General features: G+C 37.6%; 14 protein-coding genes and 1 riboswitch. Of the genes, 1 reads left to right on the top strand and 13 read right to left on the bottom strand.

Annotated features, from left to right (window positions below):
- Positions 1–157 precede the first annotated feature (157 nt).
- The 4 genes from sdhB to ACNSTQ_RS22335 all read right to left on the bottom strand — a co-directional run bounded on the left by sdhB (position 158) and on the right by ACNSTQ_RS22335 (position 5,181).
- Positions 158–913 carry a succinate dehydrogenase iron-sulfur subunit gene (gene sdhB, locus ACNSTQ_RS22320; RefSeq protein WP_418201951.1) on the bottom strand — a complete coding sequence of 252 codons (756 nt, stop codon included), beginning with the start codon at positions 911–913 and terminating at the stop codon, positions 158–160.
- Entirely contained in the window at positions 910–2,679 is a 1,770-nt protein-coding gene (gene sdhA / locus ACNSTQ_RS22325) for a succinate dehydrogenase flavoprotein subunit (protein ID WP_418201952.1), read from the bottom strand. The genes sdhB and sdhA overlap by 4 nt, the downstream gene beginning before the upstream one ends.
- A gap of 13 nt (positions 2,680–2,692) precedes the next feature.
- Entirely contained in the window at positions 2,693–3,322 is a 630-nt protein-coding gene (locus tag ACNSTQ_RS22330) for a succinate dehydrogenase cytochrome b558 subunit (protein WP_418201953.1), read from the bottom strand.
- 512 nt (positions 3,323–3,834) lie between these two features.
- Positions 3,835–5,181: a TrkH family potassium uptake protein gene (locus tag ACNSTQ_RS22335; protein ID WP_418201954.1), complete on the bottom strand. Its 1,347-nt coding sequence runs from the start codon at positions 5,179–5,181 to the stop codon at positions 3,835–3,837.
- 134 nt (positions 5,182–5,315) lie between these two features.
- Between ACNSTQ_RS22335 and ACNSTQ_RS22340 the strand changes: the two genes are divergently transcribed.
- On the top strand, positions 5,316–5,738 hold the full coding sequence (locus tag ACNSTQ_RS22340) for a YslB family protein (protein ID WP_418201955.1): 423 nt from the start codon (positions 5,316–5,318) through the stop codon (positions 5,736–5,738).
- 342 nt (positions 5,739–6,080) lie between these two features.
- Here ACNSTQ_RS22340 and ACNSTQ_RS22345 read toward each other — a convergent pair whose 3' ends face one another.
- From ACNSTQ_RS22345 to ACNSTQ_RS22385, 9 genes are all read right to left on the bottom strand, one after another.
- Positions 6,081–7,310 (bottom strand): aspartate kinase, encoded by a 1,230-nt coding sequence (locus ACNSTQ_RS22345; RefSeq protein WP_418201956.1) that lies wholly within the window; start codon positions 7,308–7,310, stop codon positions 6,081–6,083.
- Positions 7,311–7,473: 163 nt separating this feature from the next.
- Positions 7,474–7,660: riboswitch (Lysine riboswitch) on the bottom strand.
- Positions 7,661–7,723: 63 nt separating this feature from the next.
- The gene (uvrC, locus tag ACNSTQ_RS22350) at positions 7,724–9,508 is read right to left on the bottom strand and encodes an excinuclease ABC subunit UvrC (protein ID WP_418201957.1); all 1,785 of its coding nucleotides are present in this window, start codon (positions 9,506–9,508) and stop codon (positions 7,724–7,726) included.
- A 488-nt stretch (positions 9,509–9,996) separates the two neighbouring features.
- Positions 9,997–10,311: a thioredoxin gene (trxA, locus tag ACNSTQ_RS22355; protein ID WP_275117011.1), complete on the bottom strand. Its 315-nt coding sequence runs from the start codon at positions 10,309–10,311 to the stop codon at positions 9,997–9,999.
- A 300-nt stretch (positions 10,312–10,611) separates the two neighbouring features.
- Complete coding sequence (locus tag ACNSTQ_RS22360; protein WP_418201958.1) at positions 10,612–11,586, bottom strand: electron transfer flavoprotein subunit alpha/FixB family protein; 975 nt, start codon at positions 11,584–11,586, stop codon at positions 10,612–10,614.
- Between the two features lie 14 nt (positions 11,587–11,600).
- Positions 11,601–12,371, bottom strand: a complete 771-nt coding sequence (locus ACNSTQ_RS22365) for an electron transfer flavoprotein subunit beta/FixA family protein (protein WP_418201959.1) — start codon at positions 12,369–12,371, stop codon at positions 11,601–11,603.
- 26 nt (positions 12,372–12,397) lie between these two features.
- Positions 12,398–13,174, bottom strand: a complete 777-nt coding sequence (locus ACNSTQ_RS22370; protein ID WP_418201960.1) for an enoyl-CoA hydratase — start codon at positions 13,172–13,174, stop codon at positions 12,398–12,400.
- A 45-nt stretch (positions 13,175–13,219) separates the two neighbouring features.
- Complete coding sequence (locus ACNSTQ_RS22375) at positions 13,220–13,873, bottom strand: TetR/AcrR family transcriptional regulator (protein ID WP_418201961.1); 654 nt, start codon at positions 13,871–13,873, stop codon at positions 13,220–13,222.
- A gap of 448 nt (positions 13,874–14,321) precedes the next feature.
- Entirely contained in the window at positions 14,322–16,019 is a 1,698-nt protein-coding gene (locus ACNSTQ_RS22380) for an AMP-binding protein (protein ID WP_418201962.1), read from the bottom strand.
- A 438-nt stretch (positions 16,020–16,457) separates the two neighbouring features.
- A partial coding sequence (locus ACNSTQ_RS22385; RefSeq protein ID WP_418199123.1) for an IS3 family transposase occupies positions 16,458–16,547 on the bottom strand: 90 nt, incomplete at its 5' end.

Here is a 16,547-nt window from a genome sequence, read left to right on the forward strand (position 1 = left end):
CTCGAGCTTCCTTCAGATTCCACGTCACCATGGACACCCTTGCTTTTGGCTATGTACTTACCGCTACAAGGTCGTACTCGGGACTTTCACCCGTTAGAGTTCGCCCATGCTGGGCGAACAAAAAAGGCCCTCCCGAAAGGAGAGCCTTTTATTGTTATTAGTAGCTTCCGAAGAAGTTTTTGAATGATTGGATCGTTGTTGAACGATTAAGTGCTGCGATAGAAGTCGTTAATGGAATACCTTTTGGACAAGACTGAACACAGTTTTGTGAGTTCCCGCAGTTTGCAAGTCCTCCATCTCCCATAATTGTTTCTAATCGCTCTTCTTTGTTCATTTCCCCTGTTGGGTGAGCATTGAATAATCGAACTTGAGATAATGGTGCAGGTCCGATGAAATCTGATTTACTATTTACATTCGGACAAGACTCTAAACATACACCACAAGTCATACATTTCGAAAGTTCATATGCCCATTGACGTTTTGTTTCTGGCATACGTGGTCCAGGACCTAAATCATAAGTACCATCGATTGGGATCCATGCTTTTACTTTCTTAAGTGAATCGAACATACGACTACGATCAATCACTAAGTCACGAACAATAGGAAATGTTTTCATCGGCTCCACACGAATCGGTTGTTCGAGTTGATCAACAAGAGCTGTACAAGATTGGCGTGGCTTTCCGTTAATTACCATTGAACATGCTCCACAAACTTCTTCCAAACAGTTCATTTCCCAGTTTACTGGTGTCGTATTTTCCCCTTTTGAATTTACTGGATTACGACGAATTTCCATAAGAGCCGAAATAACGTTCATATTTGGACGATATGGAACTTCAAATTCCTCTTTATAAGGGGCGCTGTTAGGATCTTCTTGACGAGTTACGATAAATTTTACTGATTTGTTTTCACTCATGATTTAGCAGCTCCTTGTTTTTTTGACGTATAGTCACGTTTACGAGGTGGAATTAAAGAAACGTCAATATCTTCGTAATGGAATTCAGGGTTACCAGTAGAAGCATTATATTTTGCCATTGTTGTTTTCATGAACTCTTCGTCATTACGCTCTGGAAACTCAGGTTTATAGTGCGCTCCACGACTTTCGTTACGGTTGTAAGCACCTAGTGTAATTACACGGCCTAGGTTTAACATACCTTTTAATTGACGTGTAAATGAAGCACCTTGGTTGCTCCACTTCGCAGTATCAACAATATTAATGTTGTTGTAACGTTCCATTAATTCTTGGATCTTCTCATCTGTTTTTAATAACTTGTCATTATGACGAACAACTGTAACATTGTCAGTCATCCACTCACCAAGCTCTTTATGAAGAACATACGCATTTTCTTTACCATCCATTTTTAGAATGTTATCGTAGCGCTCTTGTTCTTTCTTCTTCTCATCTTCAAATACACTTGAAGAAACAGCGTCAGTAGACTTTTCTAATCCTTTGATATACTCAACTGCATTAGGTCCTGCAACCATACCACCATAAATAGCTGATAATAATGAGTTAGCACCTAAACGGTTGGCACCATGTTGTGAATAATCACACTCACCCGCTGCAAATAGACCCGGAATATTTGTCATTTGGTTGTAGTCAACCCACATACCACCCATTGAATAGTGAACCGCCGGGAAAATTTTCATTGGGACTTTACGAGGGTCGTCTCCCATGAATTTTTCATAAATTTCAATGATACCACCAAGTTTAATATCAAGTTCCTTTGGATCTTTATGAGAAAGATCTAGATATACCATGTTTTCACCATTAATACCTAGTTTTTGCTCAACACAAACATCAAAGATTTCACGAGTTGCAATATCACGTGGTACTAGGTTACCGTATGCAGGATATTTCTCTTCTAGGAAATACCATGGTTTACCATCTTTATATGTCCAAACACGTCCACCTTCTCCACGTGCAGACTCACTCATTAAACGAAGTTTGTCATCCCCTGGGATTGCTGTTGGGTGGATTTGGATAAACTCACCATTTGCATAATATACTCCTTGCTCATATAGAGAAGCAGCAGCATATCCAGTGTTAATCACTGAGTTTGTAGATTTACCAAAGATAATACCAGGACCACCAGTAGCCATAATTACTGCATCAGCTGCAAAATGATGGATTTCCATCGTCTTTAAGTCTTGTGCAGTAATCCCGCGACAGACGCCTTCGTCATCCTTAATAGCAGATAAGAATTCCCAGCCTTCATATTTAGTAACGAGACCAGCAACTTCCCAACGACGTACTTGCTCATCTAGTGCATATAGTAACTGTTGGCCAGTCGTTGCACCTGAGAACGCTGTACGGTGATGTTGTGTCCCACCAAAACGACGGAAATCTAGTAATCCTTCTGGTGTACGGTTAAACATTACACCCATACGGTCCATTAAGTGAATAATTCCAGGAGCCGCATCACACATTGCTTTTACAGGAGGTTGGTTTGCTAAGAAGTCTCCACCGTAAACTGTATCATCAAAATGTTCCCACGGTGAGTCACCCTCACCTTTTGTATTAACAGCACCATTAATTCCACCTTGCGCACATACTGAGTGAGAACGTTTTACTGGAACTAATGAAAATAAATCGACTGGTACGCCTGCTTCTGCAGCTTTAATAGTTGCCATTAATCCGGCTAAGCCACCACCGACAACAATAACTCTACCTTTACTCATAATCACTCACTCCTTAAATGTTTGCTAGTTCTGGATTAATAAATGCTAAGATTGCACGAACACCTACCCAAGTAAGGGCTACAAAAATACCGATAGTTACATAAGTTGAGATAACTTGCGAACGAGGAGTAACTGTAATACCCCAAGAAACTGCAAATGACCATAATCCATTCGCAAAGTGGAAAATTGTAGCGATAACACCAACAAAGTAGAACACTAGCATAAATGGACTACTTAAAATGTCAGCCATCATATTATAGTTAACTTCAGCTCCGAAAGCTGCTTGAATACGAGTCTCATAAACATGCCATACTACGAAAATTAATGTAATTATACCTGTGACACGTTGTAAAACGAACATCCAGTTACGGAAAAAACCGTAATGACTTACATTATTTCTTGCTTGGAAAGCAATATAAAGACCATAAATTGCATGATATAGTAATGGAATAAAGATTATAAAAATCTCTAAAAAATAACGAAATGGAAGATTTTCCATAAAATGAGATGCTTGGTTGAAAGCACTAGCACCTCTAGTAGCAAAATAATTAATAACTAAGTGTTGAACTAAGAATAATCCAACTGGAATGACACCCAATAAAGAGTGTAGCTTCCGATTCATAAACTCTCGATTTCCAGCCATACAAATGTCCCCCCACAAATTTTTTTGACTTTTAACATCTTGTCCTCTAGTTATCTCTTTTCTTTTCGCTTATAATGCTGTACCTCCCTACTTTGTTTTCGTAAAGCATTAATAAGATAAAATATGAAACTTTAGTAAAGTTTCTGTGAATATATTGCGACAAATTTATTTTACTCCCATCGACTTATATCGTCAAGAAAACGTATACAGGATATATTCAAAAAATTCAAATATAACCTTGAGTTAACTAGAATATAGGGTAAAAAAAGATAATTTAGTAGAAAACACACATCGTTCATCATGAATTATACGAGTTTCTTTTATTATTTTCTCATATTTTGAGCCGATTGTAATGAAAAATAAGAAAATAGTCTTAAATTTCTTAGCCTACTAAGTTATGGAAACTTCTAATGTTAAAGCAGAGTATTAAAAAGAGCCAAGCAAATGCCAGGCTCTATACTCTCTTAAATAACAGGTAAAGCTTTCTGTTTCAAAATGCTAACCTCATTCTATTATCCAATAATAATTCGCTCAGTTGGATATTTATAATGACTTTTTGTTTCCTTACGTCGAATAGAGAATAAGAATGCTACTAAACCTACCCTACCAATAAACATTAAAATCATTAATATAAATTGACTGGCAAAATTTAAGTCAGCTGTTATCCCCATCGAAAGCCCACACGTTCCGAAAGCCGAAGCTGTTTCAAAAATAATAGCCATTAACGGGACTTTTCCGCCTTCAAATGCTGAGATCAGAATGACCGCACTAAATAACAACAGTATAAATACACTTAATACAATAAAGGCTTTCTGACGATCTTCAGGATGAATTTCCCTGCCAAATACTTTAACATCCGATTTACCTAATGCGAAGCTCCAAATCGTTAAGAACATAACGGCAAGAGTCGTAGTACGAATTCCACCACCTACAGAAGAAGGACTTGCCCCTATGATCATAAGACCAGAAATAAATAATAATGTAGCTATGCTTAATTCTGACACATCCATTGTCGCTAAACCACCACTACGTGACGTTGCTGAGTTAAATAAAGAATAAAATAATTGCTGATGCCATGCCAGCCCTTCATAAAAATGGCCTAACTCAAGCAACCAGATCCCAATTACTCCAATAATAAACACCGCAAAGTACGTCGTTGTTGTAATTTTCGTAAATAAACTAAATTTAAAATTAGGGTTCTCTTTTGAGAAATATTCTCTGACTTCTAATAAAACTGGGAAGCCGATGGCACCAGCAAATATTAATAAGATAACAACTAGTTGAACATAGTAGTCATTTGCAAATGGGATGAGAGACTGACCTGTAATATCAAAACCGGCATTTGTAAATGCACTTAATGCCGCAAAGGCTCCTTGATAATACGCTTCCCCAACCGTATCAAAATAACGTATATAATATGTACCTAGAATAAGGGCTCCAATTACCTCAATGATTAAGGCTACAAATAAGATACCTCTCATTAAATTCACAAGACCCGAAAATGTATTTTGGTTTTGATCCACCATGATGAGCATACGTTGAGATAAGATAATTTTTTTCCCAAATAACATCCATACAAACGTTCCTAATGTCATGATCCCTATGCCACCTAATTGGATCGCTAACGCTAAGAAAAAAATTCCAAAATAACTGTATGTTTCTGAGACATTTACGACGGTTAACCCTGTTACACTAACTGCGCTAACAGAAGTAAACAATGCCTCTGAAAATTTAAGATTCACACCTTCCTGATGAGATATGGGAAGATACAAAAGGATACTGAACAGCATCATTGCAATAACATACGATAATAAAATAATTCGAAAAGGTGTTAGAAACTGATTCAGCGCTAATTTCATAAATTTACCTCCGCTTCGTTCGCGGTATAGTATACATGATTAATTTTATAAAGTAAATTTAAAATCCATCAAATTGAACATAGAGAAAAACAAAATGTGTGATTATAATAAATAATAAGAGAGGAGTTACATAGATGAAGAAAACTGAGCAAACTTTACTAAAAAGTGAACAGGTGATTCCTCTATTTGGACACCATTTAATTCGAAATGTTCTCATGTCTGATTTATTAGGTAAAGATCATGAAAATATCTTATATTGGGCTGGGAAAGGTATTGCACGACAGTATCCAAAAGAAAGTCTGGACGATATTATTGAGTTCTTTTCTACAGTTGGTTGGGGAGAATTGACTCTCACCAAAGAAAAAAAAGATGAGCTCATTTTAGAACTAATTTCGCCATTTCACCGTGAGAAAGTGCCTGTAACTTACCAACTAGAAGCTGGCTTTTTAGCAGAGCAAATTGAAAACCAGAAGAAACATATGACAGAAGCGATTGTTCAAGAAAAAAAAGACAAAGTACTTATCACGTTAAAATGGGATTTGAAGGACCCCATATAAGAAAGGCGCAGCGGCCGTTTGACGTCGTGTTAAAGGTGAGCCTTTAAGTTGTTTCGAGTGTTGCGTTTCGAAATTTAGTTTAGCGGACTCACAGGCCCTTATTCGTGTTGAAAATGTAGTAATTTTTAGTTTAGAGGACTCAGAGGCCCTTATTTACTACTATTTGTGATTTTTATCAGTGATTTTGATTAGATAGGGGCCTGTGAGTCCGGGAAATATCCAAACATGCGGATTTCGCTAAAATAAGGGCCTCTCAGTCCGCAAAAAAATAAGCACTATTAAAAGTCCCCACTTTCTGTCATAAAGACGATCAAAAGTGGGGACTCTTTATAAGGAAATCGTTTATACAGTTACTTCTTGCTCTTCTAATTGAAACGCTCTATGGAGTGCTTCCACAGCAGGAACCATAATTTCTTCTTCAACTAAGGCTGAAACCTTAATTTCTGATGTACTAACCATCTTAATTAGAATGTCATTTTCAGCTAGAATTTTGAACATTTGCGCTGCAACCCCCGGATTAGATATCATTCCGGATCCGATAATGGATACTTTTGCAAGATCACCTTCATGTGTTAATTCTGTAAACTGCAGTTCCTCTTTATGGTTGTTTAATACAGCCAACGCCTCATCTAATGAAGAACGGCTTGTTGAAAAAGAAATGCTTGTTTTTTCTTCAGCAGTTTGGTTTTGTATAATAATATCTACATTAATACCGTGTTCTGATAATATGCTAAATACATTTGACAGCGTTTCGATTAGGTTGGGCAACCCTGAAACAGTGATTTTCGTTACATCATTTTCAAATGCAATCCCGCGTACAATTAAATTTTGTTCCATTGAAACGTCCTCCTCAATTAACGTACCTACTTCCTCAACCATACTTGAGGCAACCATTAATTTCACTTGATAATTTTTTGCAAACTCCACAGCTCTAGGATGTAAAACCCCTGCTCCTAAATTGGCCATTTCTAACATTTCATCATAAGAAATCGAATGCAGCTTTCTCGCTCCGCTTATGAACCGTGGATCTGTCGTATACACTCCTGTAACATCTGTATAAATATCGCATCGCTCTGCTTTTAATGCAGCTGCTAACGCAACAGCAGTCGTATCGGAACCGCCTCTACCTAGCGTTGTAATTTCGCCGTCTTGTGACGCACCTTGAAACCCTGCTACAATCACAACATTGCCTAAAGATAACTGCGCTTGAATTTTTTCCGTTTGTATATCCAGTATTCTTGCATTACTATGACTGTCTTCTGTCACGATACCTGCTTGCCATCCTGTGTAAGATGTCGCACCGAGGCCTTTCTTTTGAAGTGCCATAGCAAGTAAAGAAATCGTCACTTGCTCACCGGTTGTAAGAAGCATATCCATTTCACGTTTGCTCGGTTTATCCGATATTTCACTTGCTAGTTTAACGAGTTGGTCTGTTGTTTTCCCCATTGCTGAAACGACAACAACTACTTCATGTCCTTGTGCTACTGTTTTAGCAACTCGTCCTGCAACGTGTTCAATTCTTTCGACTGTCCCTACAGACGTCCCGCCGTATTTTTGTACTATGATCGCCACTATGATTTCATCCTTTCTTGAAAAGACATTCAAAAAGTCCGCTTTTTGTCCTGCTTTTTGAATATAGATTTGTAACTGAGAAAGAAAACAAAAAAAGCAACAGAAAGGAAGAGTCCTCACTGTTGCTTGGAATACCAAAAAAGGTAATAGATGTTCCCTTGCTCCGTGAGATAGTTCTCCACACAACTTTTGGGTTGGTTGCGTGACAGCCTTGTACCTATTCAATACAAGTCCAGCAATAAGAGAGATGAGACTCTTAACGCTTCGGCGAATTCCCCTTTCAGCAAATGTCTATGGAACCCATCTTCCTCACTTTGCCTACTCTTGGTTTTCGCTCCTCTACCACCACTTCAAATTAGAAGTTCGGTATATTAAGTTGTTTTCATTTTAACAGAACATCGTGATACTGACAATTACTTTTTATCTTCATTACTATTTAATACACGTATGATTTCTGCTGCCACTTTTTCTGGAATAGCAATCTTTTTAAAGTCTTCGATGTTTGCTTCTTTCATTTTTTTTATCGAACCAAAATGTTTAAGAAGTTTCCGTCGTCTCTTTTCTCCTACTCCATCAATGTCATCTAAAATAGAAGAAAACATCGTTTTGCTTCGTGCCTGCCTGTGAAAAGTGATCGCAAACCGATGAACTTCATCTTGAATCCTTTGCAATAAATAAAATTCATGACTGTCTCTTTGTAATGGTACTACTTCAGGTGGATCTCCCATGAGAAGTTGAGATGTACGGTGCTTTTCATCTTTAGCTAAACCACATACAGGAATTGTGAGACCGAGCTGATCCTCTAGGACGCTTTGAGCGGCTGCAATTTGTCCTTTTCCTCCATCGATAACAATTAGATCTGGAAATGGACCATTTTCTTTTAACAGCCTTGAATAACGGCGGTAAACGACCTCTCGCATCGAAGCGTAATCATCAGGGCCTTCAACATCTTTTACTTTATACTTTCGGTAGTCCTTTTTACTAGGCTTCCCATCTATAAATGAAATCATTGCTGACACTGGATCAGTTCCTTGAATGTTCGAGTTATCAAATGCCTCAATCCGGTATGGTGTAGAAATACCTAATGCTTTCCCTAAATTTTCAACCGCCTTTATCGTCCGTTCTTCATTTCGTTCAATAATTGCAAATTTCTCTTTTAATGCTGCTTCTGCATTCTTTTGAGCTAGGTTCAGAAGGTCTTTCTTATTACCTCTTTTCGGTTGTTGGACTTTTACCGACAACAGTTGCTCCACTAAATCGGCCTCGATTTCTTCAGGCACTAAAATTTCTGACGGTTTAACATGTTCTTTTTTTAAATAAAACTGACCAATAAACGTTAAGACATCGTCAAGCGGCTCTTGATAGAATGGAAAAATTGAAACATCCCTCTCTATCAACTTTCCTTGTCTCACAAAAAACACTTGAACACACATCCAGCCTTTATCGTAGGCATAAGCAAACACATCGCGGTCGATTCTGTCGTTAATTGACATTTTTTGTTTCTCCATGATCGTTTGCATTTGCTGAATTAAATCTCTTAATTCTTTAGCACGCTCAAAATTCAAGTCTTCTGCTGCTTTATTCATTTTATCTAGTAATTGATTTTTCACTTCTTCATGCCCATACTTTAAAAATTTCGTAATTTCCTGTACCATCTCTTGGTTTTGCTCTTTAGTTACTTCTTGAACACATGGAGCTAAACACTGACCAATGTGATAATATAGGCAGACACGGTCAGGCAAGGTATTGCATTTTCTTAATGGATAAAGTCGATCGAGCAGCTTTTTCGTTTCAGTTGCTGCTCCTGCGTTTGGATAAGGACCAAAATACTTTCCACCGTCTTTTTTTACATTACGTGTTGTAATCAAGCGCGGATGTTCTTCTGATGTGATTTTCAAAAACGGATACGATTTATCATCTTTTAGCATGACATTGTATTTCGGGTCATGCTTTTTAATTAAATTCATCTCTAATATGAGTGCTTCAAGATTTGAAGATGTAATAATATATTCGAAGTCGGCTATTTCGCTGACAAGTCTTTGTGTTTTCGCATCGTGTGTTCCAGTAAAATAGGACCGTACTCGATTTTTTAGTATTTTAGCTTTTCCTACATAGATGATCGTTCCTTGCCGATCTTTCATCAAGTAACAACCTGGTTGATCAGGAAGTACTGCTAATTTTTCTTTCAGAGTAGACATACATTTTCCTCCCTCCTCTCTATTGTTCTCAAAAGAAAGGAAATTTGCAACTAAAAGGTACAATCTTTTAAAAACTGACAAATGTGGCAAGTGCTAAATGTACGGTGAGAGAATGCACTCTAGTAGGGCTATTCCCCTGCGCTAGACTCTTGTGCAGTGAAGCAGCTCATCCTGTGTTTCTGTTTTTTTAGGGGACTGAGAGGACCTTATTTGCTTAAAATCACTGATATTTTCTATGAAAACTTGTAAATAAGGGTATTTGAGTGCTCTAATTATGAAAAACAGCAGTATTTGATTGAAATAAGGGCCTGTGAGTGCTCTAATTTCATACTGCACATAAAAAGTGTACTCTTAACTCGATGCCAAGTGCTGGGAACTAATCAATCCTCGTTCGGTTAAAGCCCAATAGCCATTTTAAATAACCACTGGTAGTAGTTATAAAAAATAAAAGACCCCGTCATGAACGGAGTCAATTACAAACTTATCTATTAAAGATGTTTATTTAATAGCTCAACTAATGCTTCTTTTGGTTGGAAACCAACCACTTGGTCAACTTTCTCACCGTTTTTGAATACCATTAATGTAGGAATACTCATTACACCGAATTTCCCAGCTGTTTCTTGGTTTTCATCAACGTCTAATTTAACAATCTTCACTTTGTCGCCCATTTCTTCATCAAGTTCTGTTAAAACAGGAGCGATCATTTTACAAGGTCCGCACCACGGAGCCCAAAAGTCCGCTAATACTACACCTTCTCCAGTTTCAGTTGCAAAGTTTTGATCAGTTGCGTTTACAATTGCCATTATTAAAATCCTCCTTATAATCCAACTTTTTCTACAAATGCATTATACCATTACGGTATAATGATTGCTATATTGTTGCTCACACATGTATGATACCCTTTCCAATTTAAAATAACGCAGTTTTATGTATATTCTTGTTATTTTAGTGTAATTTATTATATTCCTGCATTTTATACTGATTGTGTAGAACGATCAAAAATGCACACGTACTTCAACAACGTGTATTTACGTAAACATACCTTTAGAAAAGATTGTTAAAAAAAACCGCTTCATTATAGAAGCGGTTTTTTCGTATACATATTAAGATACAACTACTTTTTTAAGTTCTTCAGTTAATAGAGGAACAACATCGAATAAGTCGCCAACGATACCGTAATCCGCTACTTCAAAGATCGGAGCTTCTGGATCTTTGTTAACTGCAACGATAACTTTAGAGTTAGACATACCCGCTAAGTGCTGGATTGCCCCTGAGATACCAAATGCAAAGTAAAGGTCTGGAGTTACGACTTTACCTGTTTGACCAATTTGTAATGCGTAATCGCAATATTCTGCATCACACGCACCACGAGATGCACCTACTGCAGCACCTAATACGTCTGCAAGTTCTTGAAGCGGTTTGAAACCGTCAGCACTTTTTACTCCACGTCCACCAGAAACGATGATCTTCGCTTCTGAAAGATCGACTCCACCAGTTGCTTTACGTACAACTTCTTTAACAATTGTACGAAGGTCTTTAATTTCTACAGAAACACTTCCAACATCTCCAGAACGAGACTCGTCCTTCTCTAATGGAGTAATGTTATTCGGACGAATTGTTACTAAAACAGTTCCTTCTTCAACTTGCTTCTTCTCAAATGCCTTACCTGAGTAGATTGGACGAGTGAATACAGCATCGCCACCGTCAACTTCAACATTGACTACGTCAGAAACTAAACCAGCGTTTAATTTTGCAGCAATACGAGGAGACACGTCTTTACCTATTGAAGTATGTCCCATAACAACGCCTTCTGGTTGTTCAACATCCATAACTTGTAGAATAGCTTGTTGGTAAGCATCTGTTGTATATGCTTTTAAGTCAGCATGTTCAACTTTAACTACACGATCAGCACCAGCATGGATCATAGCGTTTGCTAGATCGCCTACTGATTCACCTAATAACGCAGCAACTACTTCTCCACCGTCTGCGATTAGTTTAGCAGCTGCAACTGCTTCAAACGAAACATTACGAAGTTCACCTTCACGAATTTCACCTAAAACTAGTACTTTCTTTGCCATGTTGATCCCCCCAATTATATGACTTTCGCTTCAGACTTTAATAATGAAACAAGTTCTTTTACTTGAGCATCTGTTTCGCCTTCAAGAATTTTACCTGCTTGTTTTTGTGGTGGTAGGAAGATTTCTACCGTTTTTGTTTTTGCTTCTACATCTTCTTCTTCTAAATCTAGGTCATCTAAATCAAGTGTTTCTAATGGCTTCTTCTTCGCTTTCATAATTCCTGGAAGAGATGGGTAGCGAGGCTCGTTTAAGCCTTGTGTAGCTGTTACAAGTACTGGTAATGAAACTTCAACCGTTTCCTCATCACCTTCAACATCACGTACGATAGTAGCTGTATTTCCATCTACAGTTAACTTCGTGATTGTAGTTACTGAAGGCATACCTAGCATTTCAGCAACACGAGGTCCAACTTGTCCAGAACCACCGTCTACCGCTACGTTTCCTCCTAAGATAATATCAACCTCTTGGTCTTTTAAATATGTTGCTAGTAAAGTAGCAGTTGTGAATTGGTCAGTTTCTTCAACGTCTTCACTATCAATTAGAACTGCTTTATCAGCACCCATTGCTAGAGCTGTACGAAGTTCTTTCTCAGAATCTTCTGTTCCTACTGTTACAACAGTTACTTCTCCACCGTGCTCGTCACGAAGAACGATCGCTTCTTCAATTGCATACTCATCGTATGGGTTGATGATGAATTCAGCTCCGCTGTCATCAATTTGTCCACCACTGACATTGATTTTCTCTTCTGTATCAAAGGTGCGTTTCATAATTACGAAAATATTCATTATAGTCCCTCCCTAAAATAGTTAACTTATTTATTTTTGAATTCTGGCTTACGTTTTTCAATAAATGCTTGGATACCTTCTTTACTATCATGAGACTCTCCAGCAGCACCAAAGAGCTCTGCTTCTTTCTCTAAACCTGCAGTAAAGTTTGCATCCTTCGCATAAGTTAATGCTTCTAATGCAAGCTTCATAGTAAAACTACTTTTCTTTGCAATCTTACCTGCTAGTTTATAAGCTTCTTCCATCATGAGCGCTTGCTCAGAATGTACTGAATTAATAAGACCTAAAGATAAAGCTTCAGATCCGGAAATCGGTTCACTCGTTAAGATTAACTCTGTTGCCTTTGCTTGGCCAACAATACGAGGTAAGCGTTGTGTACCCGCAAAACCAGGAATTAATCCTAATTGAAGTTCAGGCAAACCAAGTTTCGTATCTTCAGTAGCAAGACGAATATGGCACGCCATCGCTAACTCTAAACCGCCGCCAAGTGCTGCCCCGTGAATAGCTGCAATCACCGGCTTAGGAAAAGCTTCAATACGGTTCATTAATCGCTGACCCTCAGTTGCTGACTCAGCAAACTTGGCACCGCTTTCAAGCGTAGTAAACTCTTTTATGTCTGCTCCTGCAGCAAAAAAGCGCCCTTCTCCATGAAGAATGATAACACTCACATCTTCATTATGCTCAACCTCATCAAAGGCCTGTGCCAACTCTTGAAGCAATTGAGAAGATAAGGCGTTTGCTGGAGGTCGGTTTAAAGTGATTGTGGCTATTTTTTGTTCCACTCTTACAGATAAAGTTTCCATCTGTCTTTACTCACTCCTCTCATGGTAAGCATCCTCTTTTTCTATTTATCTATTACAAAGACCACCCACCAATAGTTGATGCATTGGCTTTGCAAGTGAGACCAGATCATATTTACAATCTTTCATTACCCAGTTTGTAACTACCTCATCTAGTGTACCAAAAATCATTTGTCTTGCTAACCGGAAATCTAAATCTTCTGAGAAGTAATCGCTTTCTTTCCCTTCTGTTAGAACGGTGTCCATTAAATCTAAATATTTTTTTAACACTTCATTTATTTTCCACCTTAACTCAGGGTTAGACTGGCGAAGTTCTAATTGCGTAACAATAGCAAGTGATCGATTTTCTGCCAGTTGTTTGAAGTGCATTTCAATTAAGATAAAAAGCTTCTCTTTTGCAGTTAAATTTCCTTCGATCTGTTCCTGAATTTTATCAACAAATCTTCCCATTTTTTCTTCAAATAAAGATATAAGTATATCTTCTTTGTTTTTAAAATAGAGGTAGATTGTTCCATCAGCAACTCCTGCTTCTTTTGCAATTTTTGATACTTGCGCTTGATGATAGCCATTTTCAGCGATTACTTTAACCGCTGCCTCAATAATTTGATCGTATTTAGGTCCTTTTTTCTTACCCATGGCATTCTTCCTTTCAGAGCAACTTTTTATTAGATTGCTCATTAAAATGAATGACCATTCATTCATATTTCATATTCTATGGGAAGGACCGTTATTTGTCAATGGAATTATTTAAGTTGTGAGAATTTTTGAAAACAAAACTCTTTTTATACAACTCAAAAATATAAGATAACACCTTACACTTTAGTTCTATCATATAATGAAACAAATAGTAAAGCAATGTATGAAACCTTTATGAACACTCCAACAATAAAATGCGGTGGCAAAACTCCTTTAATTAAGGCCTTCAAAACACTTCATTTACCAATAGTTACCGTCAACATAAATGAAAGCGTAATCTTTTTCTATGTTTATATAAAAGGCTCTTTTCTTAATAATTGTTGCTGTTGCTGCGGACGTGCGCTAAAAATATGCTTGCTCTTCAAGCATTCTCAAAAAATGGACCAACAGCAACGAAGTAGACGAAAACTACCATAAAAAAAGGACTGACACAATGTCAGCCTTTTTCTATTTATTAGCTAGATTTCTTCTCGTTTAGTTTTTGTTCTTCTTCTTCTACTAGAACGCGACGCAATACCTTACCTACCATTGTCTTAGGTAACTCTTTACGGAATTCATATTGACGAGGGACTTTATACGCTGCTAAACGAGCTCTACAGAACTTATCGAGTTCCTTATCTGTAACAGATGCGCCTTCTTTTGTAACGATAAAAGCTTTAACTGTTTCCCCGCGGTACGGATCCGGTACACCAATGATGACTGCTTCTTGGATCGCATCGTGCTCAAAAAGTACTTCTTCAATTTCACGTGGGTAGATATTAAATCCACCTGCTATGATCATGTCTTTTTTACGATCAACGATGAAGAAGTAGCCATCTTCGTCCATATAACCCATATCCCCTGTTAACAGCCAATCCTCATAGAACGTAGCTTGTGTATCTTCAGGACGATTCCAATAGCCTTTCATAACTTGAGGAGCACGGACAGCAAGCTCTCCTACTTCACCTGGTTTAGCCACTTCTCCCGGTTCCACAAAAATAACAGCTTCAGTGTCAGGCCATGGCAGACCGATACTTGCTCCACGTCTTTCTTCCCAAATCGGATTACAGTGTGTAACTGGAGAAGCTTCAGTTAAACCGTAACCCTCTACTAATTTCCCGCCTGTAAGTTCCTCAAACTTCACCTGAACTTCAGCAGGTAATGAGGAAGATCCACTAATACACGCCTCAATTGATGACAAATCATATTTCTCGATATCAGGGTGGTTAATTAAACCAATGTACATCGTTGGGGCACCTGGGAATATCGTAATTTTGTGTTTATCAATAATTTGTAAAATTTCTTTTGGATCAAATTTAGGAACAATGAACATTTGCGAGCCAGTCATAATCGACAAGTTCATTGACACGGTCATTCCGTAAACATGGAAAAATGGAAGCGCCGCCAGCGTTCGATTTTCTTTACTGTTCAGTTTATACATCCAATGAAAACATTGTGTCGTATTTGCAACTAAGTTACGGTGTGTAAGCATTACACCTTTCGCTAAACCTGTAGTTCCTCCTGTATATTGAAGTAAAGCTAGATCTTCTTTAGGATCTACTTTAACTTCCGGTACTTTCTCTTTACCTTGTGATAGAAAGGAAACAAACTTCACTGTAGTACTATTATAGTCCACTTCTGGTTTAAACCCGTAATTCTTCTTTTGAATAAATGGATAGATCAAACTTTTCGGAAATGGTAAGTAATCCTTGATAGCGGTTACAATTACCTTTTCAACCTGTGTGTTCTTTTTTACTGTCATTACACGTGAATAAAGAAGATCTAAACAAAGTATAAATTTCGCTCCAGAATCTGCAAGTTGATGCTCTAACTCTCTTTCCACATATAGTGGATTCGTTTGAACAACAACACCACCAGCCATTAACGTTCCATAATAAGCAATAACAGCTTGCGGACAGTTAGGAAGCATGATCGAAACGCGGTCACCCTTTTGCAAACCAGCATCCATAAGAGCATTTGAAAACTTACATGCTGACTTATAGAGTTCAGCATACGTCATTTGTTTACCAAAAAAGTATGTAGCATATTTTGATGGCGATTTTTCATACGTATCTTTCAGAAGACCATGTAGTGTCTGATCTTCATAGTTAATAGATTGAGGGACTTCTTTAGGATATTTATTATACCAATTCATTTCTGTAACAGTTGCCAAGGTAATTCCTCCTTAAGTCTCTCCTATTCCTACAAAACATTCATTCTCTCCTATCGTCTATTGTACTGAATGTTTGTTCATTTTAAAACAGATTTTTGAAAATTTTTTTAATTTTTTTTATATAGGTATAATAAGTCCTTATATAATCTCAACAAGTAGAGTATAGAGTCGTTTAAAAAACTACATAAAACGCTAGTATTTTACATTATTTTTATGTATCCGCTTACATAAAGATGTCGAATTTGACATCTGCCGGTTTAGTTACTCTAACTATTCTGAAGTTAAAAGTATATTAGTCTAACTTTTATTCTAGGTACGTCCTTAACCCTTAACAACTCAATAATGTAGAAAAACTACCCCGGTGATGACTATCCGCAGCACCAAAAAAGCAGCTGTCATTGTAAACTGTACCCCTTGTCAAGGACATTTTAAAAAAGACTAGGCAGCTACAAGAAGATGATTTCTGTATTGAACAGGAGTCATCTTTTTTAAGCCCCATTGATATCTATGATTGTTGTGGTAAGTCAT

Origin of the sequence: Alkalihalobacterium sp. APHAB7, assembly GCF_048323755.1 — a bacterium.
Lineage (GTDB): Bacteria > Bacillota > Bacilli > Bacillales > Bacillaceae_F > Alkalihalobacterium.